33 protein-coding genes and 1 riboswitch are annotated in these 24235 nt (G+C 70.5%); of the genes, 16 read left to right on the forward strand and 17 right to left on the reverse strand.

Annotated elements, in window-relative coordinates:
- Positions 1-39 precede the first annotated feature (39 nt).
- The 5 genes from QK288_RS07350 (at position 40) to QK288_RS07370 (ending at position 5013) form a co-directional block, all read left to right on the forward strand.
- Complete coding sequence (locus QK288_RS07350; RefSeq protein ID WP_281267151.1) at positions 40-1092, forward strand: Gfo/Idh/MocA family oxidoreductase; 1053 nt, start codon at positions 40-42, stop codon at positions 1090-1092.
- On the forward strand, positions 1092-1961 hold the full coding sequence (locus tag QK288_RS07355) for a sugar phosphate isomerase/epimerase (protein WP_281267152.1): 870 nt from the start codon (positions 1092-1094) through the stop codon (positions 1959-1961). Before QK288_RS07350 ends, QK288_RS07355 begins: the two co-directional genes overlap by 1 nt.
- Positions 1958-3070: a transaldolase family protein gene (locus tag QK288_RS07360; protein WP_281267153.1), complete on the forward strand. Its 1113-nt coding sequence runs from the start codon at positions 1958-1960 to the stop codon at positions 3068-3070. Before QK288_RS07355 ends, QK288_RS07360 begins: the two co-directional genes overlap by 4 nt.
- A gap of 221 nt (positions 3071-3291) precedes the next feature.
- Complete coding sequence (locus QK288_RS07365; RefSeq protein WP_281267154.1) at positions 3292-4485, forward strand: Gfo/Idh/MocA family oxidoreductase; 1194 nt, start codon at positions 3292-3294, stop codon at positions 4483-4485.
- A gap of 120 nt (positions 4486-4605) precedes the next feature.
- Positions 4606-5013, forward strand: coding sequence for a tautomerase family protein (locus tag QK288_RS07370; RefSeq protein WP_281267155.1), 408 nt, complete (start codon positions 4606-4608; stop codon positions 5011-5013).
- Positions 5014-5016: 3 nt separating this feature from the next.
- Here QK288_RS07370 and QK288_RS07375 read toward each other — a convergent pair whose 3' ends face one another.
- The 3 genes from QK288_RS07375 to QK288_RS07385 all read right to left on the reverse strand — a co-directional run bounded on the left by QK288_RS07375 (position 5017) and on the right by QK288_RS07385 (position 7033).
- Positions 5017-5775: a GntR family transcriptional regulator gene (locus QK288_RS07375; protein ID WP_281267156.1), complete on the reverse strand. Its 759-nt coding sequence runs from the start codon at positions 5773-5775 to the stop codon at positions 5017-5019.
- A 91-nt stretch (positions 5776-5866) separates the two neighbouring features.
- Positions 5867-6502 carry an exonuclease domain-containing protein gene (locus QK288_RS07380; protein WP_281267157.1) on the reverse strand — a complete coding sequence of 212 codons (636 nt, stop codon included), beginning with the start codon at positions 6500-6502 and terminating at the stop codon, positions 5867-5869.
- A gap of 69 nt (positions 6503-6571) precedes the next feature.
- Positions 6572-7033, reverse strand: a complete 462-nt coding sequence (locus tag QK288_RS07385) for a hypothetical protein (RefSeq protein ID WP_281267158.1) — start codon at positions 7031-7033, stop codon at positions 6572-6574.
- A 30-nt stretch (positions 7034-7063) separates the two neighbouring features.
- Between QK288_RS07385 and QK288_RS07390 the strand changes: the two genes are divergently transcribed.
- Genes QK288_RS07390 through QK288_RS07405 form a run of 4 tightly spaced genes read left to right on the forward strand, consistent with a single transcriptional unit; the run spans position 7064 to position 9588 of the window.
- Positions 7064-7585 carry a hypothetical protein gene (locus QK288_RS07390; protein WP_281267159.1) on the forward strand — a complete coding sequence of 174 codons (522 nt, stop codon included), beginning with the start codon at positions 7064-7066 and terminating at the stop codon, positions 7583-7585.
- A gap of 11 nt (positions 7586-7596) precedes the next feature.
- Positions 7597-8670 (forward strand): redox-regulated ATPase YchF, encoded by a 1074-nt coding sequence (gene ychF, locus QK288_RS07395; protein WP_281267160.1) that lies wholly within the window; start codon positions 7597-7599, stop codon positions 8668-8670.
- A gap of 19 nt (positions 8671-8689) precedes the next feature.
- The gene (locus tag QK288_RS07400) at positions 8690-9127 is read left to right on the forward strand and encodes an NUDIX domain-containing protein (protein ID WP_281267161.1); all 438 of its coding nucleotides are present in this window, start codon (positions 8690-8692) and stop codon (positions 9125-9127) included.
- A complete protein-coding gene (locus tag QK288_RS07405; protein ID WP_281267162.1) occupies positions 9124-9588 on the forward strand; it encodes a phage tail protein in 465 nt (154 codons plus the stop codon). Before QK288_RS07400 ends, QK288_RS07405 begins: the two co-directional genes overlap by 4 nt.
- 30 nt (positions 9589-9618) lie before the next feature.
- Here the strand turns inward: QK288_RS07405 and QK288_RS07410 are convergent, their stop codons facing one another.
- On the reverse strand, positions 9619-9921 hold the full coding sequence (locus QK288_RS07410) for a helix-turn-helix domain-containing protein (protein WP_281267163.1): 303 nt from the start codon (positions 9919-9921) through the stop codon (positions 9619-9621).
- 195 nt (positions 9922-10116) lie between these two features.
- A complete protein-coding gene (gene map / locus QK288_RS07415; RefSeq protein ID WP_281267164.1) occupies positions 10117-10887 on the reverse strand; it encodes a type I methionyl aminopeptidase in 771 nt (256 codons plus the stop codon).
- 32 nt (positions 10888-10919) lie between these two features.
- Here map and QK288_RS07420 point away from each other — a divergent pair, with 32 nt between their 5' ends.
- Complete coding sequence (locus tag QK288_RS07420) at positions 10920-11183, forward strand: helix-turn-helix transcriptional regulator (RefSeq protein ID WP_281267165.1); 264 nt, start codon at positions 10920-10922, stop codon at positions 11181-11183.
- Positions 11184-11186: 3 nt separating this feature from the next.
- On the opposite strand, the gene QK288_RS07425 is transcribed toward QK288_RS07420, so the two are convergent.
- Both QK288_RS07425 and QK288_RS07430 read right to left on the reverse strand, forming a co-directional pair.
- Positions 11187-11567, reverse strand: a complete 381-nt coding sequence (locus QK288_RS07425) for a HepT-like ribonuclease domain-containing protein (protein WP_281267166.1) — start codon at positions 11565-11567, stop codon at positions 11187-11189.
- Positions 11564-12028, reverse strand: coding sequence for an XRE family transcriptional regulator (locus tag QK288_RS07430; protein ID WP_281267167.1), 465 nt, complete (start codon positions 12026-12028; stop codon positions 11564-11566). Before QK288_RS07430 ends, QK288_RS07425 begins: the two co-directional genes overlap by 4 nt.
- A 142-nt stretch (positions 12029-12170) precedes the next feature.
- On the opposite strand from QK288_RS07430, the gene QK288_RS07435 reads away from it, so the two are divergent.
- The gene (locus QK288_RS07435) at positions 12171-12518 is read left to right on the forward strand and encodes a hypothetical protein (protein WP_281267168.1); all 348 of its coding nucleotides are present in this window, start codon (positions 12171-12173) and stop codon (positions 12516-12518) included.
- A gap of 105 nt (positions 12519-12623) precedes the next feature.
- Here the strand turns inward: QK288_RS07435 and QK288_RS07440 are convergent, their stop codons facing one another.
- Entirely contained in the window at positions 12624-12911 is a 288-nt protein-coding gene (locus QK288_RS07440) for a hypothetical protein (protein ID WP_281267169.1), read from the reverse strand.
- 397 nt (positions 12912-13308) lie between these two features.
- On the opposite strand from QK288_RS07440, the gene QK288_RS07445 reads away from it, so the two are divergent.
- Together QK288_RS07445 and QK288_RS07450 are read left to right on the forward strand one after the other, a co-directional pair.
- Complete coding sequence (locus QK288_RS07445) at positions 13309-14088, forward strand: hypothetical protein (protein ID WP_281267170.1); 780 nt, start codon at positions 13309-13311, stop codon at positions 14086-14088.
- Positions 14085-16016, forward strand: coding sequence for an amidase family protein (locus QK288_RS07450; protein ID WP_281267171.1), 1932 nt, complete (start codon positions 14085-14087; stop codon positions 16014-16016). The genes QK288_RS07445 and QK288_RS07450 overlap by 4 nt, the downstream gene beginning before the upstream one ends.
- Before the next feature lie 68 nt (positions 16017-16084).
- Here QK288_RS07450 and QK288_RS07455 read toward each other — a convergent pair whose 3' ends face one another.
- The gene (locus QK288_RS07455; RefSeq protein WP_281267172.1) at positions 16085-16861 is read right to left on the reverse strand and encodes an isocitrate lyase/phosphoenolpyruvate mutase family protein; all 777 of its coding nucleotides are present in this window, start codon (positions 16859-16861) and stop codon (positions 16085-16087) included.
- 110 nt (positions 16862-16971) lie between these two features.
- On the opposite strand from QK288_RS07455, the gene QK288_RS07460 reads away from it, so the two are divergent.
- A complete protein-coding gene (locus QK288_RS07460) occupies positions 16972-18159 on the forward strand; it encodes an aminotransferase class I/II-fold pyridoxal phosphate-dependent enzyme (RefSeq protein ID WP_281267173.1) in 1188 nt (395 codons plus the stop codon).
- Between the two features lie 25 nt (positions 18160-18184).
- On the opposite strand, the gene QK288_RS07465 is transcribed toward QK288_RS07460, so the two are convergent.
- The 4 genes from QK288_RS07465 to QK288_RS07480 are packed head-to-tail and all read right to left on the reverse strand — an operon-like array spanning position 18185 to position 19820.
- Entirely contained in the window at positions 18185-18388 is a 204-nt protein-coding gene (locus QK288_RS07465) for a hypothetical protein (protein ID WP_281267174.1), read from the reverse strand.
- 55 nt (positions 18389-18443) lie between these two features.
- Positions 18444-18899 carry a GNAT family N-acetyltransferase gene (locus QK288_RS07470; protein WP_281267175.1) on the reverse strand — a complete coding sequence of 152 codons (456 nt, stop codon included), beginning with the start codon at positions 18897-18899 and terminating at the stop codon, positions 18444-18446.
- Positions 18900-18903: 4 nt separating this feature from the next.
- Complete coding sequence (locus tag QK288_RS07475; protein WP_281267176.1) at positions 18904-19287, reverse strand: hypothetical protein; 384 nt, start codon at positions 19285-19287, stop codon at positions 18904-18906.
- A gap of 44 nt (positions 19288-19331) precedes the next feature.
- The gene (locus tag QK288_RS07480) at positions 19332-19820 is read right to left on the reverse strand and encodes a GNAT family N-acetyltransferase (RefSeq protein ID WP_281267177.1); all 489 of its coding nucleotides are present in this window, start codon (positions 19818-19820) and stop codon (positions 19332-19334) included.
- A 68-nt stretch (positions 19821-19888) separates the two neighbouring features.
- Between QK288_RS07480 and QK288_RS07485 the strand changes: the two genes are divergently transcribed.
- On the forward strand, positions 19889-20767 hold the full coding sequence (locus tag QK288_RS07485; RefSeq protein ID WP_281267178.1) for a LysR substrate-binding domain-containing protein: 879 nt from the start codon (positions 19889-19891) through the stop codon (positions 20765-20767).
- Positions 20768-20776: 9 nt separating this feature from the next.
- Here the strand turns inward: QK288_RS07485 and QK288_RS07490 are convergent, their stop codons facing one another.
- From QK288_RS07490 to QK288_RS07505, 4 genes are read right to left on the reverse strand one after another with little or no spacing between them, the layout of a single operon-like run.
- On the reverse strand, positions 20777-21031 hold the full coding sequence (locus tag QK288_RS07490) for a hypothetical protein (RefSeq protein WP_281267179.1): 255 nt from the start codon (positions 21029-21031) through the stop codon (positions 20777-20779).
- Positions 21028-21510, reverse strand: coding sequence for an FBP domain-containing protein (locus tag QK288_RS07495; RefSeq protein WP_281267180.1), 483 nt, complete (start codon positions 21508-21510; stop codon positions 21028-21030). Before QK288_RS07495 ends, QK288_RS07490 begins: the two co-directional genes overlap by 4 nt.
- Positions 21511-21550: 40 nt before the next feature.
- Positions 21551-22276 (reverse strand): M56 family metallopeptidase, encoded by a 726-nt coding sequence (locus tag QK288_RS07500; RefSeq protein ID WP_281267181.1) that lies wholly within the window; start codon positions 22274-22276, stop codon positions 21551-21553.
- Between the two features lie 37 nt (positions 22277-22313).
- Complete coding sequence (locus tag QK288_RS07505; protein ID WP_281267182.1) at positions 22314-22691, reverse strand: BlaI/MecI/CopY family transcriptional regulator; 378 nt, start codon at positions 22689-22691, stop codon at positions 22314-22316.
- Between the two features lie 100 nt (positions 22692-22791).
- Positions 22792-22899: riboswitch (glycine riboswitch) on the forward strand.
- 170 nt (positions 22900-23069) lie between these two features.
- Between QK288_RS07505 and gcvT the strand changes: the two genes are divergently transcribed.
- Positions 23070-24230 (forward strand): glycine cleavage system aminomethyltransferase GcvT, encoded by a 1161-nt coding sequence (gene gcvT, locus QK288_RS07510; protein ID WP_281267183.1) that lies wholly within the window; start codon positions 23070-23072, stop codon positions 24228-24230.
- Positions 24231-24235: the final 5 nt, after the last annotated feature.

Below are 24235 nucleotides of genomic sequence, written 5' to 3' on the forward strand. Positions count from 1 at the left end.
CACCGTCCACGCAGCGCCACCACCTCCAGGAGACATCCAATGAGCACCACTGACAACCTCCGCGTCGCCGTCGTCGGCGCCGGGGCCATGGGCAGCGACCACATCCGCCGCATCACGTCGACCATCGCCGGTGCCGACGTCGTCGCGATCGTGGACCCCGACACCGCGCGGGCCACCGCCGCGGCCGCGAAGGCCCCCGGCGCGATCACCGCCGCGTCGTTCGAGGACGCCCTCGACGCCACCCCCATCGACGCCGTCATCGTCGCGACCCCGGGCTTCCTGCACGAGCCGGTCCTGGTACCGGCGATCGAACGCGGACTCGCGGTGCTCTGCGAGAAGCCCCTCACGACGAGTGCTGAGGACTCGCTGCGGATCGTCGAGCTCGAGCAGGCGAAGTCGGACCGCCCGAAGATCCAGGTCGGCTTCATGCGTCGCTTCGACAAGGGCTACCAGGAACTCCGGGCGCTCCGCGAGTCGGGGTCGAACGGCGCACTGCTCGCCCTGCACCACGCGCACCGCAACCCGACCACCCCGCCGAACTTCAGCGAGTCGATGCTCATCCACGACTCGGTGATCCACGAGATCGACATCATCCCGTTCATCACCGGCGAGGCGATCACGAGCGTCGAGGTCAAGAAGCCGCGCAAGAACTCGCTGGCGCCGGCCGACCTGCCCGAGCCGCAGTTCGTGCTGTTCACGACCGAGTCGGGGACGATGGCGATCGTCGAGATCAACGTGAACGCGCAGTTCGGGTACCAGGTCACGACCGATGCCGTGTTCGAGTCCGGCGTCGCGTACATCGGGCGTGAGACCTCGCTGAACCTCGTGTCGCAGGGTGTCTCCGGCCAGGGCGTCACGCCGTCGTTCGTGGAGCGCTTCGGTGCGGCCTACGACGAAGAGGTCCAGCGTTGGGTCGACGCCGCCAAGCAGGGCGGGATCGACGGCCCGAGCGCATGGGACGGCTACACGGCGTCCGTCGTCGCCGAGGTGGCCGTCCGTGCGCAGCAGTCCGGTGCCCTCGAGGCCGTGACGTACGCCACGGCGAAGCCCGCGTTCTACGACGCCGCTCCGAACGAACTCGCGGACGTCTGATGCCGAAGATCGCGCTCGACCCCACCCCGTTCCACCACGACCTGTCGCTGCTGGAGTTCCCGCGCAAGGTCGCTGATCTCGGCTACGAGTACCTGCAACTCACCCCGCACAAGGACTTCATCCCGTTCTTCCGACACCCGAAGGCGGACGACGACCTCGTCGACGCGTTCGCTGCAGCCTGCGCGGACGCCGGCGTCCAGGTCGCGTCGGTGCTGCCGGTGCTCCGGTGGTCCGGGCCGGACCGGGAGACCCGCGAGACCGCCGTCAAGCAGTGGAAGCGCGTCATCGAGATCACGAAGCGCCTCGGCGTCGACACGATCAACACGGAGTTCTCGGGTCGCCCGGAGCGCGCCGAGGAATCGGAGGCGCAGTTCTACTGGGCGATGGAGGAGCTCCTGCCGATCATCGAGGACGCCGACCTGCGCGTGCTCATCGACCCGCACCCGGACGACTTCGTCGAGGACGGCCTCGAAGCCCTGCGGGTGATCCGTGGGCTCAACTCGAAGAACATCGGTTTCGTCTACGTGGCGTGCCACACCTTCCACTACGGCGGGGACATGGACGCGATCATCGACGCCGCGGGTGACTCGCTCCAGCTCATCCACGTCGCGGACGCCTACGACCACCACCGGTCGCACGGCCTCCGCTACATCACCAACCCGCCCGGCAACGCCGTCCGCGTCCACCAGCACCTGCCGGTCGGGCAGGGCGACGTCGACTTCGACGCGTTCTGGGCCGCGCTCGACCGCGTGGGCTTCTCGGCGAGGCCGGACACCGTCGCGGTGTCGAGCGTCTTCGCCGAGGACGAGAACGCCGACGAGGTCTCACGCTTCCAGCTCGACACGATCACGAACGGACTGCACCGATGACCGACACCCTGGCGACCCCGGCCTCCTCCGACGTCGACACCCGCCCCGTCACCCTCCAGGCGGCGGAGCAGACGATCACCGCACTCTGGAACGACTCCGCCGATCCGCGCGAGCTCTCGACCGCGATCCACGAGTACGGCGCCGTCGGGGCGACCTGCAACCCCGTGATCGCCTACACGTGCATCAAGCAGGACCCGGACACCTGGGTCCCGCGCATCCGCGAGATCGCCGCGGAGCACCCGACCGCAGGGGAGTCCTGGATCGGCTGGAAGGCCGTCGAGGAACTCTCCGTCGCCGCCGCTGCACAGCTCCTCCCGGCGTTCGAGGCATCGGGCGGCCGCAACGGGCGACTGAGCATGCAGACGGACCCGCGTCTCCACCGGGACCGGGACGCCCTCGTCGAGCAGGCCGTCCGGTTCTCGGCGCTCGCACCGAACATCATCGTGAAGATCCCCGCGACGAAGGTCGGCATCGCCGCGATCGAAGAGGCCGCCTACCGCGGAGTGTCGATCAACGCGACGGTGTCCTTCACGGTGCCGCAGGTCGTCGCCGTCGGAGAGGCGATCGAGCGTGCACTCGACCGTCGTGCCGCCGACGGGCTGCCCGACCAGGAGTTCGGCCACGTCGTCACCCTCATGGCCGGGCGACTCGACGACTGGCTGAAGGCCGTGGTGCAGCGCGACCACGTGATGGTCGACCCCGGCATCCTGGAGTGGGCGGGCGTCGCCGCCGTGAAGAACGCCTACCGGGTGTTCCAGGAGCGCGGCTTCCGCTCCCGTGTGCTCGTCGCGGCGTTCCGCAACGCGCTGCAGTGGTCCGAGTTCCAGGGCGGCGATCTCGTCGTCTCGCCACCGTTCCAGTGGTCCAAGGACATCAACGCCAACGCGTTCCCGTTCCGGCCGGATGCCATCGACGACGAGGTCCCCGCGCACGTCATCGACGCGCTGCGTGCTGCCACGCCGGAGTTCGCCCGCGCCTACGACGTGGACGGCATGGCGATCGACGAGTTCGACCGGTTCGGCGCAACCGTTAAGACCCTGCGGCAGTTCCTCGACGCGGACGCACAGCTGGACGCCCTGGTCCGCGACATCATCGTCCCCGCCGAGTAGCTCGCCCGCCGCTCTGACCCGAGACTCGTCCTCGCTGACCCGAGACTCGTCCTCGCTGACCCGAGACTCGTCCTCGGCGACCCGAGACTCGTCCTTGGCGACAGTTCTCGCGTTCAAGAGCGCGAGAACCGTCGCTGTGGGCGAGTCTCGCGCCCGGGCGACGGCGCCACCACGCACCACGCACCATCACGACCACGCACCACCACGAACAGAGGAACTCAATGGACACGATCGGCGTCGGCCTCATCTCGGTCGGGTGGATGGGGCGGCTGCACTCCCGTGCCTACCGTGCCCTGCCCGACCACTTCCCGGAACTCGGCATCGCGCCGCGCCTCGTGGTCGCCGCGGACCCGGTTCCGGCCGCCCGTGACCAGGCGATCGAACGACTCGGGTACGAGCGCGCCGTCGCCGACTACCACGAAGTGCTCGCCGATCCCGAGGTCGACGTCGTGTCGATCTGCTCCCCGAACTTCCTGCACCGTGAGATGGCCGTCGCCGCTGCCGCCGCGGGCAAGCCGTTCTGGATCGAGAAGCCGATGGGTCGCTACGCCAGCGACTCCCGCGAGATCCACGAGGCCGTTCAGCGGGCCGGCGTGATCACGAGCGTCGGCTTCAACTACCGGCACGCCCCGGCGATCGAACGCGCCCGCGAGCTGGTTCGGAGCGGACGCCTCGGCCGGATCACGAACGTCCGCGGGTCACTCCTCGCGGACTACTCCTCCGATCCGGCAGCGCCGCTGACCTGGCGGTTCGAGCGGGAGCGCGCCGGCTCCGGGGTCCTCGGAGACCTGTTGTCGCACGGCCTCGATCTCGCGCAGTACGTGGTCGGGCGCATCGCGAGCGTGACGGCGCTGGCGGAGACGTTCATCACCGAACGTCCGCTGCCCGGTGCCGGGATCGTCGACCGGTCCGCAGCTGCGACCGGCGAACGGAAGCCGGTCGAGAACGAGGACTACGCCGCGCTGCTGTTCCGATTCGAGGACGGCGCGGTCGGCACGATGGACTCGAGCCGGGTCATGCACGGCCCGCACGCCGAGTACACGATCGAGGTCTACGGCACGAAGGGATCCGTCCGCTGGGACTTCCAGCGCCTCAACGAGCTCGAGGTGTCCCTCGACGGGCAAGAGGTCGATGGGTACGCGACGCACTACGTCGCGGGCGGGGACGGCGAGTTCGCGCGCTTCCAGCCCGGCGCGGGCACGGCCATGGGCTACGACGACCTGAAGACCATCGAGGCCGCCCAGTTCGTCGCGAGCGTCCGTCGCGGGGAGCAGCTCGCGCCGTCGGTCGCCGACGGCCTGGCGGCCGCGTCGATCGTGGAAGCGGCGGAGGCCTCGCTCGCCGACGGAGCCTGGCACGACGTGGCGCGCGTCGACGGACCGCTCACCTACGCAGCGGCGACCCCCGTGATCTAGACCAACCGGAGACGGACGGGAGGCTCGGTGCCAGCTGGCACCGAGCCTCCTGTCCGTCTGGTGCTCGGGAGCAAGCCATGTTAGTTTGTTAGGACAAAGTTCCGAACTGCAGGAGGCGCCATGCCGCTCGTCCGTATCGACCTCGCCACCGGGCGCAGCCCGGAGGCCGTCCGCGCCATCGCCGACGCGATCCACACGGCCATCGTCGACGTGTACGGGATCCCGCCGCGCGACCGCTTCCAGATCGTCACGGAACACCCGGTCGGCCAGATCATCGCCGAGGACGCAGGGCTCGGCTTCGAGCGAACCGGCGGTGTCGTGATGATCCAGGTCTTCACGCAGCGCGGCCGCACGGACGAAGCGAAGACGACGCTCTACGCGGCGATCCACGACGCGCTCACAGGCGTCGGTGTCGCGTCCGAGGACGTCTTCATCGGCTACGTCGAGAACGGCCCGCAGGACTGGTCGTTCGGGTTCGGTCGCGCGCAGTACGTGACCGGGGAGCTCGGCGTCCCGTCCGCGGCGTGAGGCCTACTTGTCGACGAGCGTGACCTCGAACGAGTAGCGGTCGGGGCGGTAGCAGTGCACGCCGTACTCGACCGCGCGGCCCGAGGCGTCGTACGCGGTCCGGCTCATCGTGAGGACGGGGTCGCCGTCCTCGATCTCGAGGAGGTTCGCCTCTTCGTCGGTCACCGCGCGGGCACCGATCCGCTGCTTCGCGACACGCATCGTCACGCCTCGGCCGCGGAGCAGCTGGTAGAGGCCGTGCTCCTGCAGGTCGGTGTCGGTGATCTCGAGGAACTCCGGCGGCAGGTAGTTCTCGAGGATGGCCATCGGCACGTCCTCGGCGAACCGGACCCGGCGGATGTGGGCGACGGTCGTCCCCGGCGCGACACCGAGGGCCTCGGCGACGACGTCCGACGCGGGGACGTCGTTCCGCTCGAGGAGCTTCGTCGCGGGGGCCTGTGAACCCTGCGCGAGGTCGTCGTACAGACTCGTCAGCTCGACCTTGCGTGTGACCGGGCCGTGCACGACCTGCGTCCCGATGCCACGACGGCGGACCAGGAGGCCCTTGTCGACGAGGTCCTGGATCGCCCGGCGGATCGTCGGACGCGACAACCCGAGCCGTTCACCCAGCGCGATCTCGTTCTCGAGCCGGGCACCCGGTGGCATCGCACCGGAGCGGATCGACTCCTCGATGCGGGATGCCACCTGGAAGTAGAGGGGCATCGGACCCGACCGGTCCAGGTCCATGAACAGGTCGGACGGCAGCTGGCCTTCGTTGGTCATCGCGGTCCTTCGGGGGAGTACGGGTCCGGCGACTGTGCCGGGGGAATGTCGTGACAATACCACCGGGCTCGCGGCCCACCGGGCGACGGGGTCAGTCGGCGAAGATCATCGGGCGGCGGGACAGCCGCGGCTGGTTCGCCGCCTTCGGCTTCTCCGCGCGGATCCGCACCGGGTTGATCGACACCCGGGTCGCGGCACCGAGCGCCTCGACCGTGTCGACGTCGTGCCGGCCGGCGGCGTGGACGACGATCGCCGCACAGGCCTCGGCGTCGGCGGCGGCGTCGTGGTGCTGGAAGCCCTCGAAGCCAGCGGCCATCGCGGCGACGGGCAGGCGGTACGAGTCGAGGGTGTACGTCTTGCGGGCCACCTGCAGGGAGCACATCGAGTGGTGCTCCGACAGCGCGATGCCCGTTGCGGAGCAGCCGCCGGCGATGACACCCATGTCGAAGCGGGCGTTGTGCGCGACGAGGACGTCACCCTCGGCGAAGGCGACGAGGTCCGGGTACTGCTGCTCCCATGTCTTGGCGCGGACGACGTCCTCGGCGACGATGCCGTGGATGCGGGTGTTCCACTCGAGGAAGTCGTCGTGTCCCATCGGCGGGCGGATGAACCACGACGCGCGGTCCACGACCCGGCCGGACCGGACCTTGACGAGTCCGACGGAACACGCGCTGGCGGGCGAGCTGTTCGCGGTCTCGAAGTCGATCGCGGTGAAGTTCAACGGCACGCGTCCGATCGTCGCACGGAGCGCCGACATCTCCGGAAGCCGGGTCGGCGTTGCGCCGGTGCGGTCGGATCAGCGGCGCCGGGTTCGGCGGGAGCCCCGGCGGCGGCGCGCGGTCGTTCGCCACGTCGCGGCCTGACGCGCACGCTCAGCCGCCCAGTACGGGTCGAGGAGCGTCCCGACGAGCTCGAACGCGACCGCGACGGCATCGAGTCGCCAGCGCGGCGGGAGGCTCTCGACGTGGGTGGTGAAGGCATCGGCGAAGCCCGAGGTCGTCGACGGGAACGCGAACTCGACCGGGAGCGTTGCCAGCCGGAAGCCGTCCTCCTCGTCGTGGTCGATCGTCGCGGCCTCCGGGTCGTAGTCGACGAGGACGTCGGCCTCGAGTTCGGCGAGCGTGTCGTGCAGGGTCTCGAGGTCGCGTGGTGGCGTCGCGGCGAGCGCGTCGATCGTCTCCGGGGTGAAGTACCGCCGTTGCCCTCGGGCGTCGTACCCCATCGAGTGCACACCGAGCTGATCGCGTTCGAACCACATGCAGGCCAGGCTGCCACGTACGGTGAGGTCATGGTGACAGTGCTGCTCCTCGCCGGTGCCGGGTACGGGCAACAGGCGCCGCTGCTCTGGTGGTCGAAGCAGATCGCGCTCGAGGCCGGGTGCGAGGTGATCGCTCCGAACTGGATCGTCGACGACGCGGCGGGGGAGACACCCGTCGCGTTCGTGGAGACCGAGATCGCGACGGCCCTCGGAGACCGGCTGCCCGACCTCGTCGTCGCGAAGTCCTTCGGCTGCTTCGCGCTGCCGTGGGCGGTCCGGAACGGGGTTCGCGGCGTGTGGCTGACGCCGGTGCTCACACATGACGACGTCGCGGCGGCGCTCGCCGCCGCTGCCGACGGGAACGTCGCGATCGGCGGGTCGGACGACCCCATGTGGCGGCCCGAGCGTGTCCCGGGGACGGCTGCGAGCCTCCAGACCGTTGCCGGCGCCGACCACTCGCTCCACGTGACCGGAGACTGGCGGCGATCGCAGCGGTTGCAGGCCGACGTCTTCGAGACCGTCGCGGCGGCCGTTCAGGCGCTCGGCCGTTAGGCTCTACTCCCGTGGCTCTCACCATCGGAATCGTCGGTCTCCCGAACGTCGGCAAGTCGACGCTCTTCAACGCGCTGACCAAGAACCAGGTCCTGGCCGCGAACTACCCCTTCGCGACCATCGAACCGAACGTCGGCGTGGTGAACCTGCCCGACTCGCGGCTCGATGAGCTCGCCGGGCTGTTCCACTCGGAGAAGACCGTGCCCGCGCCGGTGTCGTTCGTCGACATCGCCGGCATCGTCAAGGGCGCGAGCGAAGGCGAGGGGCTCGGCAACAAGTTCCTCGCGAACATCCGCGAAGCCGACGCCATCGCGCAGGTCGTCCGCGGGTTCACCGACGACGATGTCGTGCACGTCGCGAACAAGGTCTCCCCGAAGGACGACCTCGAGGTGATCAACACCGAGCTGATCCTCGCGGACATGGAGACCATCGACAAGGCGCTCCCGCGGTACGAGAAGATGCTCAAGCTGAAGCAGGCCGAGCCGATCGTGCTCGAGACGGCGAAGGAGGCACGGGCGGCGCTCGAGCAGGGCACGCTCCTCTCCGCCACGTCGATCGACCTCGCACCGATCGCGGAACTCGGGCTGCTCAGCGCGAAGCGGTTCATCTTCGTCTTCAACGTCGACGAGGCGATCCTCACCGACGACGCTCGCAAGGCTGAGCTCGCCGCACTCGTCGCTCCCGCGCAGGCAGTGTTCCTGGACGCGCAGGTCGAGTCCGAGCTGATCGAGCTCGACCCCGCTGACGCCCGCGAGCTCCTCGAGTCCACCGGGCAGACGGAATCAGGGCTCGACCAGCTCGCACGCATCGGGTTCGACACCCTCGGGCTGCAGACCTACCTGACGGCCGGGCCGAAGGAAGCGCGTGCGTGGACGATCGGCAAGGGGTGGAAGGCTCCCCAGGCCGCCGGGGTCATCCACACCGACTTCGAGAAGGGCTTCATCAAGGCGGAGGTCATCTCGTTCGCCGACCTGATGGAAGCGGGGTCGATCGCCGAGGCCCGTGCGCACGGCAAGGCCCGGATCGAGGGCAAGGACTACGTGATGCAGGACGGCGACGTGGTGGAGTTCCGGTTCAACAACTGACCCGCGCTAGCGTGTCGGGGTGATCCGGCACGAGCACTTCGGCGTCTACGGGGCGTGGCTGCAGGACGGCCTGCTCGTGACCGTCGAGAAGTCCCGCGGTCCGTACACCGGATGGATCGACCTGCCGGGCGGAGCGCCGGAGCCCGGCGAGACCGAGATCCAGACGCTCCGACGCGAGCTCGACGAAGAGTGTGGCGTGACGCTCGCCGGGGCAACCGGGTGGGAGTCGTTCGAGTTCCACCTCGACCCTGCGAGCGACGGAACTCCGATCGACTTCGTCCACCGGGGCCGGATCGCGCTGGTACGGATCGACGAGCCCGTCCGCGAAGTGGTCGACGTCGAGGACGTCGCTCGGGTGGTGCTGGCCTCCCCACACTCGGCCGTGCCACTGACCCCGGCTGCGCAACGGGCGTGGGCGATGCTCGGCCGACCCGTCAGCGGTACGGTTCCTGCATGACGTACACGGTCGACTTCGTCGATGTCTCCACCACCGGGCTCGAGTCGTCCCCGGTCGCCGAAGCACTCGCCGGGCTGCGCGCGAACGAAGCCCGGTACTACAAGAACAAGTACGACCACGTGTTCGTCACGAGTACCCCGGACGAAGCCCCCGAGGTGCTGGACCTCGTCACGCGCGTGCTGCACGACGAGCGGGGCATCGTGATCGCGTCGCCCCCGCTCGAGGCCAGCGGGTTCGAGGTTGGCGGACTCCGGATGGCGTACGTGTTCTACGAGTCCGGTCTGGCGATCAACGTGATGTACGCGATCGAGGACGGCGGGAAGCGCGCGGTGGGGTTCAAGCTGTCGATGGGCATGGACGTGCCCGAGGAGCTGTCTGCGTTCAAGTTCGCCCGACAGCGGTCGAAACTGGCGGGAGAGATCCGCGGCTCGTACTTCGTCATCAAGGGCGAGTACGCCTGAGCCCTACGCGAGCAGTGAGCTGAGCACGCTTCAGCCAGGGGGCGATCCGTACCGTCGGGAGTACGCCTCGACGAACCTGCCGACGTGCACGAATCCCCAGCGACCGATGATCGCGGCGAGGGGCTCGTCCGTGGTGGACTGGAGTTCCGTACGGACCCCCTCGAGCCGGAGGCGCTGCACGTACTGCAACGGCGAGATCCCGAACTGCGTCCGGAATCCCCTTTGGGACTCGCCGGGACTGACACCCGCAGCACGCGCGATCGTCTCCGTCGTCAGGGGTTCCGTGACGTGCGTCGAGATGTAGACGACGGCGGCGACCACGCTGTCGGACATCGCGTCGTCGTTCGCTGACGGGTCATTCGGGGTACCCGATGGCGGAAAGCCGAAAGAGGAACGCTGCGCGGTCATGATCGTCTCCTGTCATCGGAATGGTGTCTTCCGGCGACCAGGGACTGGGGCAGCTCGAACGCAACGCTAGGCGTGCAGGACCCGCGCGCGCAAGACCCGTGTGCCGACAGCGAGGGTGCGTCACCCCCGCAGCGTCAGGACCTCCGCACCGTCTTCGGTGATCGCGATGGTGTGCTCGCTGTGGGCGGTCCGCGCGCCGGTGGCGCTGCGGAGCGTCCAGCCGTCCGGGTCGGTCACCAGCACGTCGGTGTCGGCCATCACCCACGGCTCGAGCGCCAGCAGGAGCCCCGGCCGGAGCACGTAGCCGCGGCCCGGCCGTCCGTCGTTCGAGATGTGCGGGTCCTGGTGCATCGTCGACCCGACGCCGTGCCCGCCGAACTCCATGTTGATCGGGTAGCCGGCCTCGTGCAGGACCGTACCGATCGCGTGGGACAGATCACCGATGCGTGCTCCTGGGGCGGCAGCGGCGATGCCGGCTGCGAGGGCGCGCTCGGTCGCATCGATCATCGCGACGTCCTCGGGCCGTGCCGCTGACCCGACGACGAAGCTCACGGCGGAGTCCGCGACGACGCCGTCGAGCGAGACGGCGAGGTCGAGCGTCAGGAGGTCACCGTCGCGGAGGGCGTAGTCGTGCGGGAGTCCGTGCAGGACGGCGTCGTTCACGGCGGTGCAGATGTAGTGGCCGAACGGGCCGCGGCCGAACGACGGCGCGTAGTCGACGTAGCTCGACACGGCGCCGGCTTCGAGGATCATCGCCCTCGCCCACCGGTCGATGCCCAGGAGGTTCGTGCCCACCGTCGCCCGCCCCTGCAGGGTGTGCAGGATCCGGCCGACGAGCGCACCGACGGCGCGTGCGCGGGGGAGTTCGGTCGGGGTGAGGAGCTCGATCATGCAATAACTATACCGGTACTAGTATGGGCGCCATGGTCCGGCTCCCACTCACCCCCGCAGACGTCGAACGCGGTCAGCGCCTGGGTGCGCTGCTCCGCCGGGCGCGCGGCGATCGGTCGATGCTCCAGACGGCGCTCGACGCCGGGGTGTCCCCGGAGACGTTGCGGAAGATCGAGACCGGGCGGGTGGCGACACCGGCGTTCCCGACGATTGCCGCCATCGCGGACGTCCTCGGGCTGTCGCTCGACGAGGTCTGGGCGGAGATCACCGCCGCCGAGCGCCGGCTCGCGTCCTGACCCTCAGTCGACGATCGCGATGATCGCCTGGGGGATCCGCTGTTCGATGACGTCCCAGACGATGTTCTTCTGCGCCGCTCGGTAGTCGTGCGACAGGATGTTGCGCGTACGACGGACCGATGCGAGCGGGAGGTCAGCCGGGAGCAGCGCCGAACGGTCCGTCGGAAGCCTGCTCAGGAGGTCGTCGAAGTGGATGATCACGGCCTCTGCGGCTCGGTACGTCAAGCTGCGGTCGGCCATGAACGCATCACGTCCGTGTTCGACGATCTGCGCGCACTCGGAGAGGAGATCGATGAGGCTCGCCTCCAGGGCAGGCCAGCGGTCGATCGTCGATTCGGCGCGCGCGGGATCGACGCGGGGCCTCGGCGTGAACGATCCGGTCACAGCGGGACCGCTTGTTCCCGGACGTGTGCGAAGTGTTCGTCGACGACCTGGCCGTCGGTGAGGAGATCGACGGCGAAGCCCGTGATGCCCTCCACCGCGTCGGCGAATCCGCCGAGATCGAACAGCGATGCTTCCGGGCGGAGGGTCACGAGCAGGTCGATGTCACTGTGCTCGTCGTCCTCGCCGCGCACGGCGGACCCGAACACGCGGACGTCGGTGAGGTTGAAGCGCGTCGCCTCGGTTCGGATCGCGTCGGCGTACACGGACAGCGGGATGCTCGGGCGCATGCGAGCCGCTGTCAGCAGGCGTTCGAGCGACTCGACGCGAGGGAGCTTCCGGCCGCTCTCGTATGCGGAGATCGTCGGCTGCTGCACGCCTGCGACGCGAGCCAGGTCCGACTGTGACATCCCGATGTCCTCGCGAGCGAATCGGATCAGCTCGGCTGCCTTGTCGGTACGCATCAGGACCTCCTATAGCTCCCGACTATAGCGGCGGACTCGCCCGCCATGGGGCGCGGTGGCGTGCGCCCGGTTCATCCACCGAACGCATCCACTGGGCTGTCGTGGACCCACGGGTGCCTACCGTGCAATGCGGAGGTGGAACGTGAAGTACATCAACTACGACGGCAGCATCGTCATGACGGGTGATCGCATCGCCGAAGCACTCGCCGACTACGCGGCGGTCCTCGGCGCCAACGGGCGTACGGACTCGGTCCACGTCCCGACCGTCGCCGAGGACGGTTCGATCGAGACGACCACGGTCCTGGTGGGGCCGGCGAGCGAGCTGGTGCTGACGGCAGCGCCGGACGACGAACTCGAGTACGAGGATCCCGATTTCATCCGCCGACTTCGTGATGCGGCGGCACACGCAGGCCCTGATGGCCCGCTGAACGCCGACGGCCGCACGCCCTTCGCGGGAGCCGACGACCCGGAACCGTTCCCGGACGCCTGAGGCGCCCCGGGAACGACGAAACGCCGCCGAAATCGGCGGCGTTTCGTGTATTCGGGGGGGTTCTCGAGGGGCGAGCCGGGCGAGCCTCCGGACGGGAGGCCCGACTCAGGCTGCGAGCGCGAGCTCCGACCGGCGGACGGTCGCCGCCTGGAGGATGGTGCGGCTCGACTCGCCGAGCCAGGAGCGCCCGGGGACGGTCCAGCCGGCTTCGCCGTCGACCTCAACACGGGTGCCGGGGGTGACGAACAGGTCGAGCACGTCGACGGGCACGCGCACGACGTACTCGCGCTGGGTGCCGTTGTCGCGCACGGGGAACTCCGCGATGCGGTCGGGGGAGACGACGGGAGCCGCGGTCGCGGTCCCGATGATGGTGATTCGTTCGTTGCTGGTCATGGTGCTGTCTTTCTCGTCTTCTGGCGAGCCCACGCTGCGGTCCGACGGACGACTGAGTCGCATCGGTCGCATGTGGTGGGCACGCGCACGTCGGCATTCGACGTGCTGTTCGGCCTGGCCTCGATCGGAAGGATCCGGATCGGACGTTCGGGCGAACGGTGGTCTCGGGGGAATGCGACTCGGGTGAGTCGGCTTCGAGACGGTTCGGTGTGCGCGAGTCAGATGGGTTCGCTGCAGTGCACCAGAGAAGAACACTACACGAGTGTGCCCCGAATGTCCACCGATCAAGCGCGTTACGCGGTGGAAACCGATCGGGTCCGTCCGCGAAACACCGCGTCGTTACGGTTCGAGAGCTGAGCCCCCGCTCAGCAACCACCCGGACGAAGGACCTGCACGGATGCAGCACCGAACACGCCAGCGCCCCCGCGCGGCGATCGCCACCGCGACGGCGGTCATGACGGGAGCCCTCGGGCTCGTCGTCCTGACGGCCGGCCCGGCACAGGCGGCCCCGACAGCGACCACAGCGACCATCGACGCCCCGGCGTCCGTCACGGTCGGCGACGACTTCGACGTCTCCGTCACGATCCCCGCAACCGCCGACGTCTTCGCGTACGAGATCACGCTCGACGCCGACGAGGCGGCCGTCGCCTACCAGGACGGCAGTGTGACCGGTCCGGACGGCGGCTTCGACAGCGTCACCCAGGACGGCGACGAACTCACCATCGTGCACACCCGACTCGGTACGTCGCCCGCGATCGGGGGCGACCTCGCGAGTTCGATCGGCATGACGGCGACGGGCGCCGGCACGGTGGACCTCGCGGTCACGAGCATCACGCTCCTCGACGAGGACGGTGCAGCGACCACGCTCGACGCCCCCGCGGCGACGGCCATCGCGATCGAAGCAGCGGCGACCACCGCGCCGACCGATCCGGCAACGCCGGGCACCCCGGGAGGCGACCCGACGAACGGGGCCGGAGCAGGCGGTGGAACCGGCACCGGCGGCACCGCGACCGACGCGGACGCCGTGAGCGGTGCCTCCCGTCCGGCCGCAGGCCAGCTCGCCTGGACCGGTGCACAGGTCGCACCGTGGATCGCCGCAAGTCTCGCCCTGCTGCTGGCCGGTGGCGGCGTCCTCGTCGCCCGGGCCCGCGCCCGCCGGAACGGAGCCACCCGATGACCACCCGGCGCACCACCCAGCGCGCCACCCAGCGCGCCACCCAGCGCGCCACCCAGCGCGCCACCCAGCGCACCACCCAGCGCACCACCCAGCGCGCGACGCACACCACCAAGCGAGCTGCCGCCGGCGCTGCCCTCATCGCCCTCGTCGGCACCGTCCTCGCCGCGACACCGGCGCTGACGGCGCAGGCGGCCGACCCCACCGTCGACGCGAGCCCTGCCGCGATGCTCGCGCCGTACTACACGTCCCTCGACCTGACCGGCGACGACCAGGTCACGACCGAGGACCTGACCGTCCTGACGAAGTCCCTCGGGACGACGAGCACCGACACCAGCTGGTCCGCCGTCGCGAAGGCGGACACCGACGGCGACGGCACCATCACGGTCGCCGACGTCGCCGCGCTGTCCCAGCGCATGATCTACGACGACGGCCCGTTCCAGCTCGTCGAGGCCTCGACCCTCGACATGCAGGCCGCGATGAACGCGGGCGTGACGACCTCGGTCGCGATCACGCAGGACTACCTCGACCGCATCGCCGCCTACGACCGCACGACCGTGCAGGCCGGCGGACGTCCGCTGAACTCGATCATCACCACGAACAAGGAAGCACTCGCGGCCGCGAAGACCGCCGACACCGAGCGGGCCGAGCACGGGATGACGAGCATGCTCCTCGGCGTGCCGATCGCGCTGAAGGACAACTACGACACGAAGGACATGCCGACCACCGGTGGCTGCGGCTGCTGGGACGACAACCAGACCGACACCGACGCCGCGATGGTCACCGGCCTCCGCAGCGCCGGTGCCGTGATCCTGGCGAAGGCGAGCCTCGACGAGTTCGCGTACGGCTTCGTGTCGGAGTTCTCCTCGAACCAGCCGGCGGGATCCTCGCTCCTCGTCGCGAGCCCCTACGTCACGACGCAGACAGCAGGCGGGTCCAGCGGTGGAACCGGTGCTGCGATCGCCGCGAACCTGGCGGGCATCGGCTTCGGCACCGACACCGGTGGGTCGATCCGCATCCCGTCCTCGTACAACCAGCTCGTCGGCATCCGCCCGACGGTGGGGCTGACGAGCCGAGACGGCATCATCCCGCTCGCGCTGTCGCAGGACACCGGTGGGCCCATCGCCCGCTCGGTGACCGACGCCGCGGTGGCACTCGACGCCGTCACCGGGGTCGATGCAGCCGATCCGGTGACGAGCGGCCAAACGGGCAAGGTCCCGACGTCCTACACCGCCGCGCTCGACCCGGAGGCGCTCCAGGGCGCGCGGATCGGCTACGTCACGTCGATGGTCGGCACGAACGCCACGACGCTGCGTCTGTTCAACGAGTCCGTCGCGAAGCTCGCCGCCGCCGGGGCGACGGTCGTGCCGATCAGCAGCACCGCGGACTTCGCGAAGGTGCTGAACGAGGGCAGCGGATCGACGAACGAGTTCAAGCACGACCTCGACGAGTACGTCCAGAAGCACCTCGACCCGGACGTCACCGCCCGGAGCATCTCGGGCATCCTCGCATCGGGTGAGTACGTGCCGAGCCGGAAGTCCACGTACGAGGCACGCGACAAGATCACGGACGCCCAGTACCAGGCGTGGGCCGGTCCGAGCGGGACGCACACGACGCAGCTCGCCACCGGCAAGCAGGTCGTCACGTCGATGATGGACACGCAGGACCTCGACGCGCTCGTCTACCCGTCGGGCACGCCGTACGGCACGCAGTCGACGAACATGCGCCTCAGCCCGAACACCGGCATGCCGGCCGTGACGGTCCCGATGGGACAGGCCACCGCGGCCGACAACACGGTCACCGGCGGCGGCGTGAACCTGGAGTTCCTGGGCCGCTCGTACGACGAGAGCACCGTGATCGGGCTCGGCTACGCCTTCGAGCAGGCGACGCACGCGCGCACCACGCCGGCCGCGTACGGCCCGCTCGGGTAGTCGGCCCGGCACGACGGACAGGAGGCTCGGTGCACGTCGTGCGCCGAGCCTCCTGTCCGTCCGGTGCGTCAGTTCAGGGCCGGGGTGTCCTCCGGCACGACGCCCCCGCCGTACAGGTCGGTCGCCAGGTCGCGGAGCGCCCGGAGGGCGACGCGCTGCGTCAGCGGACCGTAGGAGATCCGGGCGACGCCGAGGGCCTCGTACTCCGCCGCGGGCAGGGCACCGGGGAGCCCGATGACGCTGAGCTTCCCACGGCCGAGCCCCTCGACGAGCCGCTCCACGACGTCGCGCTGGATCGCACCCGGGACGAACACGAGCGGTGCGCCGGCGTCGAGGAACGCCTTGCCGCGGGCGATGGCGTCGGCGATGCTCTCGTCGAGCGGGCGGTCGCCGCCGCGGGCGATCGCATCGGTCCGTGCGTTGAGCTGGAACGCCACACCCTCGTCCTCCGCGGCCTTCGTGATCGCGGCGACGCGGGCGACGGCCTCGTCGAAGGGACGGAGGCGGTCCTCGACGTTCGCGCCGACGACGCCGAAGCCGATCGCGCGACGGATGGTCTCGGCGGGGTCCTCGTACCCGTCGTCGAGGTCGGCCGTCACGGGCAGGTCGACGGCCTCGGCGACGATCCGGGCGCCCTGGAGCGCGAGGTCGAGGGGCATCCCGCCGTCGTCGTAGCCGTACGACGCGGCGATCGAGTGCCCGGCGGTCGCGATCGCGTGGGTGTCCGGCAGTGCCGCGACGGTCTTCGCGCTGATCGCGTCCCACACGTTCACGACGCGGAGGATCTCGGGGGCTTCGTGCAGGGTCTTGAGGGTCGACGCCTTGTCGGCGGTACTCGTGCTCATGGCACCGACAGTAGGCCGACGCGTCGGCCCCCGGCCCAAGGTGACCCGGAGACGACGCGAGATGACGGACGGACTCGCGCCGAGCCTCCTGTCCGGTGCACCATGAGGGGATGGCGAGCGACGAGGAGGACCCGGTCGGCACGATCCGCGGGGTCCGCACGAGCATCAAGTGGACGCGGTACGCGCCGGACGTGTTGCCCCTGTTCGTCGCCGAGATGGACCACGAGGTCGCGCCGGAGATCCGGCAGGCGCTCGTCGAACGGGTGCAGCAGTCCGACCTCGGCTACCTCGACGGCCCCGGGCCGCTGGCGCCGGCGTTCGCGTCCTTCGCGCGTGAGCGCTGGGGCTGGGAGGTCGACCCAGCCCGCGTGTACCTGGCCACCGACGTCAGCGTCGGGATCGTCGAGACGCTGCGGCTGGCGCTGCCGGACGGTGGTCGCGTCGCGATCACCCCGCCGGTGTACCCGCCGTTCTTCGAACTCGTCGAAGAGGCCCGATGTCAGGTGGAAGAGGTCCCGCTCGCCGAGCAGTGGGGCGTCTACCGGCTCGACCTCGAGGGGCTCGAGCGTGCCTTCGCATCCGGGGTCCGGGTGTTCCTGCTCTGCAACCCGCACAACCCCATCGGGCTCGTGCACGACCGTGCCGACCTGCTCGCGCTGGCAGAGCTGGCCGCACGGTACGACGTCCTCGTGATCTCGGACGAGATCCACGCGCCGCTGACCCACCCGGGCGTGCAGTTCACGCCGTTCGCCTCGATCGCGTCGTCCGTCGGAGCGCGCAGCGTCTGTGTCACGTCCGCGAGCAAGGGCTGGAACCTCGCCGGGGTGAAGTGCTCCGTCATCGTCGCCGGGGACGACCGGACCGCAGCGCTCCTCGACACCCTGTGGGAAGAGGTGGCGTGCCGGACGAGCATCCTCGGGCTGCACGCGAACCTCGCGGCGTTCTCGCTCGCGGTGGGGTGGCTCGACGACGTCATCGACCGGATCGTCGCGAACGACCGCTTGCTCGCGAAGCTCCTCGCCGAGCACCTGCCGGGGGTCGTGTACTCCCGGCCGCGCGCCGGTTACCTGGCGTGGCTCGACTTCCGGGGGATCGGCCTCGGGGACGACCCGGCCGTGCAGCTCCGCGAGCACGCCTTCGTGGCGCTGAACTCCGGCGTGCCCTTCGGGTCCGAGGGACGCGGGTTCGCGCGGATCAACCTGGCGTGCTCGCCGGACACCCTGCGCGAAGCGGTGCTGCGGATCGCGGCGGCGTACCCGTCGAGTGCGCAGGAAGCCGTGGTCTGGCACGTCGCGTGAGCTGCTCGGCGCGACGAGCTGGTGCTCACGCGTCGATGTACTGGTTCCGGCCGACGACGCGGATCGCCAGGTCGACCTCGCTGGAGGGGATCTCCTCCGTCATGGCGACCCATTCCCGAGCGACGAACCCGACCGAGCCCCAACGGGAGACCTCGGTGACGAGGAACCCGTCGATGAACACCTGCCACATGCCCTTGTCCCGGACCGCCTGGACCTCGTGCGTCGCCATGCCGCGAGCGTAGCAAGCGTGCCCGGCGGCGCTCAGCCGACGCGCTTGGCGCTGCTCAGCCGACGCGCTTGGCGTAGTAGCGGAGCATCGGCGTCTCGCCGGAGGGCTTCGACCAGTCGGCCGGCCCGGTGCCCGTGAGGTGCCATCCGCGTCGCTCGTACAGTCGCCACGCCCCGGGTGTCTCCTCGGTGACGTCGAGTCGCACGTGGGTGCCGGGTGCGCCGTGTTCCGCCGCAGCGAGCAGGTCGTCCGCGAGTCCTCGGCAGCGGTGCTCCGGGTCGACGAAGAGCCGCGTGACCGACGGCATGCGACCTGGTCCGGCGACGGCGATGCCGACGTGCCCGACGACCCGTCCCTCGTCGACGGCGACCCAGGCGGCGAGGAGCCCCTCCGGGGAGAGCCAGGCGCGTGGGTCGTCCGGCCAGGTCGCCGGGTACCCGTCGGCGTGCACGCGCCAGAGCACCTCGACCAACGTGTCGAGGTGGGCGTCGGTGCGTTCGTGGATCCGCATGGCGTCAGGCACTGTCGGCAGCGCCCCGCGATCCGTCAGGAGCACGACGTGATCCGTCGGGGTCAGTGCCCGATCCGTCGGGTCGTGCGTCGCGGTCGTCGAAGAACCCCTTGGCCCCGAACGCGAACGACAGGATGCAGAGCAGTGCGCCGACGACGAACCACACGATGTCGCCGGTCGTCGGGTCGGCCACGGCCGAGCGTCCGAAGAGCAGGCCGATCGCGATGACGAAGTTGGTCATGCCCCACGCCACGTTGGTGCACGGCGACGAGTACCGCCCGAACGGCGTGCGGAACACGCGACCGCCGAGCCCCGCCACGAAGTGCGGCATGCCGTTGGTCAGCGCGAACCCTGCGATCGCGAACAGCACCACCCCGATGATCCCCATGCGCACACCCTAGGACGTGCGGCGCGTCGGGGTCAGGTCGGGCCTCAGTCCAGGTCGAGCGCCATGTGGACGTTCGCGCGCGTGTACGGGCTCGGTTCGTGTTCGTCCGCGCCGAGGTGCCGGAACCCGGTGGTCTCGTAGAGGTGCACGGCGCTGGCGAGGTCGGCGTTGCTCTCGAGCACCACGCGCGACGCGCCGAGCGACCGGGCGCGGTCGATGGCGGTCTCGATGAGTCGTCGACCGGTGCCGTGCCCCTGGTGGTCCGGAGCGACCGCCATCTTGACGAGTTCGAACACCCCGGGGGTCACCGGCGCGATCCCGATGCAGCCGACGACGGTGCCGTCCGCCAGCCGTGCGACGAGCACGGCACCGCCGGGTTCGACGATGCGTCCCACGGGGTCACCGAGGTACTTGCGGTCCTCGTCCTCGAGCGCGAAGAAGCGGGTGATCCACGCTTCGTTGAGGACACGGAACGCCTCGGCGTCCGCGGGGGTGGCGAGGTCGGCGATGGTGATGTCGGCGGTGTCGGGCATGGCTCCATCCTCAGGCCGACCCCGAGAAGAGTCCAATACTCGTTCGCGTCGATCGATACGCTGGATGCATGGATCACGACGTCGACCTCCGGCAGCTCCGCGCGTTCCTGGCGGTCGCCGACGAACTGCACTTCGGCCGGGCCGCCGAGGCCCTCCACATCGCCCAGCCCGCGCTCTCCCAGCAGATCCGACGGACCGAACGCGCGCTCGGCGTGGACCTCTTCGCCCGGACGTCGCGGAGCGTCGCGCTCACACCGGCCGGTCGCGCCCTGCAGGGGCGTGCGCGGTCGCTCCTGGCCCAGGCAGCGCGGGACCTCGACGAGACGGTCCGCGTCGGACGAGGTGAAGCCGGGCGCCTCGACGTGGGGTTCGTGGTCTCGGCGCTGCCGCTCGGTCCGATCGAACGCGTGCAGCGGTTCCGGGAGCGCTACCCCCTGGTCCGCGTCGAACTCACTGAGGGCTACACGTCGCAGCTGCTCGCGCGCATCGTCCGTGGCGAGCTCGACCTGGCGATCGTGCGCGACCCGGACCCGACGGACGGTGTCCGGACCACGCCGTTCCGGAGCGAGCGGTTCGTCGCGGCCGTCCCGCGGGACCACCGGTTCGCCGAGCGTGCGGAGATCGACGGCACCGAGCTCGTCGACGACCCGTTCGTGTTCTTCCCCGCCGAGGCGGGCACCGTCGCCACCGAGCGGAACCTCGCCCCGGTGGTGCGGGGTGCGAAGCGTCCGACGGTCGTGCAGGAGGCGACGACCTGGGCCACGGTGCTGCACCTCGTCGGTGCCGGGCTCGGCGTCACGATCGCGCCGGCGAGTGCGACGCTCGCGGCACCGGACACCGTCGTGCTGCTGCCGCTGACGAGCGACCACCGCAGCGAGCTGTGCTGGGCGGTCCGCGCCGACGACGACCGCGAGATCCTCCGGAACTTCGTCGCAGCGGCCGACTGACCGAGCTGCCTACCCCAGCGGCAGCACCGGTGCCCGCTGGTCGCCGAGCTCGTCCCGTCGCCACGGTCGCGAGCCGCGCAACCCGAGGCCGAGCTGCACGAGCACGAACGACACGTGCGGCTCGACGTCGGGGTCCCACGGACCCTCGACGCCCAGGCCGAAGGCGCCGAGCTCGTCATCGGCCTCGTCGCGGACCGTCAGCCGCCAGCGTCCGTCGCCCTGTTCCTCGACGACGACCCATCGCGCAGTGGGGAACCGGCTCACGCCGTCTTCATGATGTCGGCCGTGAAGTTCTGCACGCGCTGCAGGAGTGCTTCGCCCCGCATGGCGATGGTCGCCGGCGGGTTCAGGTGCGGGGGAGCGGTCCGGATGAGCATCGAGCACCCGAGGTCCTCGCAGATGTAGGACCCGATGGTGTTGCCGTTGCGGCCGGACTCGCCGGCGCGCGCCGCCGAGAACAGGCGGACCTGCGTGGCGGGCTGCGGCGAGTGGCAGAACGAGCACATCGCGGCGATGCCCGGGCGGAGCGACCCGCCGGCCGAACGCACCACGATCCCGACGGCGACACCGTCGATCCAGGACACGATGTACCCGCGCCGGGCCGCCTGGGGGTCGCGCCAGCCGAGGAACTCGCGCTCGTCCCAGAGCATCTCGTGCAGCCCCGGGATCGGGAGCTGGGCGAGCTCGTCCGGGGTGGCGTTGACGAACGACGATCGGATGTCTGCTTCGGTCAGTGGTTTCACGGTGCGAACACCCTATGCCTCGCCTCCGACAGACGGTCCGTCAGCCCAGCCTGGAGGCCCGGATCACCGCGAGCGCGCTCGTCTCGTCCGCCACCAGGACGGCTCGACGCACCGCGTCGCGTCCGGTACGGCGCGCGGCCGCGTCGTCCGCGGCGAACTCGACGAGGACGCGTGTCGATCGCGCCATCGCGCGCGCACCGGGGATCCACGGGACCGCACGCTCGATCGATTCGGCGACCGCGACGACGGCCGCGTGGCGCTGCTGCAGGTGGGCGCGTTCGTGGGCGACCACTGCCTCCAGTTCGTCGGTCCGCAACCGGTCTGCGAGACCGGTGCTGACCAGCACCCCGCCGCTCCGGCCGGGGACGGCGCAGGCGAGCGCGTGCTCCGCCTCGACGACCGCGACCAGCGTGCCGTCGATCTCGCGGTGCGGGGCGACGCCTGAGCGCATCGCCTCGCGGACGGCCTGGTGCTCCGGGCCCGGCCGGACGCGCACGGCGACGACGAAGGCGAGCACGGCCAGCACGGCGACCCCGATGTTGAGGCCGTGCGTCGGAGAAGCGCCGAACGTGATCGGGCGGTTCGCGAGCACGACGAGGGTGATGCCGGCGACGAAGCCGAGTGCGCCGAGGAGGACGGCGACCGACCAGCTCAGGAGCGCGGTGCGGGGGCGGTCGATCGTCCAGGCGGAGCGGGTCAGGATGCGGGGCGCGACGACCACGACGGCCAACGCCAGCACGATGAGCACGATGCCGGTGATCACCACGTCGCTGTCGCCATGCTCGTCGTGTTCTGGCTCGTCGTCAGGATCGGGCGCGGGCGTCGAGTGCCCGGCGGATGACGTCGAGGTCGTCGGAGGCGAGCGAGCCGGTGAACTGCAGCAGCGCCGCTTCGCGGTCGGACGCCGCTGCGAGCGCGGTCGACATGAGCGACGCGGTCTGCTCTTCCCGGCTGTGGGTGGCGCGGAAGGTCAGGGGTGCCTCGGTGTGCTGCTGCCGCTCGACCGTGCCCTTGCGGCCGAGCCGGTCGAGCACGGTGAGGACGGTCGTCAGCGCCGGTCGGGGCTCCGGGAAGGCGTCGAGCACCTGTCGTGCGGTGAGGCCCGAGTCGTCGGCGGACCAGAGCGCGTCGAGCACCGCCTGCTCGAGCTGCCCGCGGGGGCGCTGTCTCTGTCCTGCCACCAGGCCACTCTACGAGATGTCGAAGCGGTCGTGGCACGTGTCACATGCCCGTAACGCGATCTCGGTAAGCTTCCCGCGGACAACAGAACATCGAGGCCGACCACCCGCCGCGGGAGACGTCGTGCCGGCCACCGCTCGCCGGTGGTCGCGCGACACCGAAGGAGCATCCTCCCCGCCAATCTCTCAGGTCCAACACCGCAGCGGACAGGCCACTCTGAAAAGCAGGCGCTCCTCCACCCTCCGGGTGCGGAACGGCTCGCCCACGGTGAAAGCCGCCGGACCTCACGGGCCGCGGTGAAACTCTCAGGCCCATGACAGAGGGGGAGTTCGCGCCCGGCGATCGTCGTCGGGGGCTGCCCGACCTCGGGAGAACTCCGCATGTCAGATCCTTCTTCGTCGCCGTCGCCGTCGCCGTCGCCGTCGCCGTCGCCGTCGTTGCGCTCGTCGCCGCTGGAGGCCGCGCACGAAGCGGCCGGCGCGACCTTCACCGACTTCGCCGGGTACCGCATGCCCGTGCGCTACTCGTCCGACCTCGCCGAGCACCACGCCGTGCGCCAGGCCGCCGGCGTCTTCGACCTCTCGCACATGGCGGAGATCGGTGTCTCGGGGCCCGACGCCGTGGCGTTCCTCGACCACGCGCTCGCCGGCGCGTTCGGTGCGATGACCGTCGGCCGGGCGAAGTACTCGCTCCTGCTCGAGGACGCCGGCGGCATCCTCGACGACCTCGTCGTGTACCGGACCGACGACGACACCTACCTGGTCGTCGCGAACGCCGCGAACCGCGAGGTCGCCGTGTCCGCGCTGCGATCGCGGGTCGACGGGTTCGACGTCGTCGTCTCGGACGACTCCGACACCACAGCGCTCGTCGCGATCCAGGGGCCGGCTGCCGCGGGGACCCTCGACGCGCTGGTCGTCGAGGACCGGCTGCAGCCCGAGTCCCCGCTCGACGAGCTCCGCTACTACCGGGCACTGCACGCGACCTTCGACGGGTCGTCGGTCCTCGTTGCCCGCACCGGCTACACCGGCGAGGACGGCTTCGAGATCTACAGCGACCCCGAGGTCGCCCCGGCGATCTGGGACGCACTGCTCGACGCGGGGTCCTCGCGCGGTGTCGTCCCCGCTGGACTCGCGGCTCGGGACACCCTGCGGCTCGAGGCCGGCATGCCGCTCTACGGCCACGAGCTCACCGTGTCGACCCGTCCGGCGCAGGCCGGGCTCGGTCGGGTCGTCGCTCCGTCAGGAGACTTCGTCGGTGCTGCCGGCGTCGCGCCGGCCGAGGACGCGCCCGTGCTCGTCGGGCTCGTGATGGAGGGACGCCGAGCCGCTCGTGCCGGCTACCCGGTGCTGCACGACGGGGACGTCGTCGGCACGGTGACCTCCGGCGCGCTCTCCCCGACGCTCGGCCACCCGGTCGCGATGGCCTTCGTCGCCCCGTCCGCCGCCGCCGAGGGACAAGTCCTCCACATCGACGTCCGCGGCACCGCCATCCCCGCGACCGTCACCCCGTTCCCCTTCTACCGCCGCCCCGCGAAAGGCTGACCGTC

The organism is Curtobacterium sp. 9128 (assembly GCF_900086645.1).
GTDB lineage: Bacteria > Actinomycetota > Actinomycetes > Actinomycetales > Microbacteriaceae > Curtobacterium.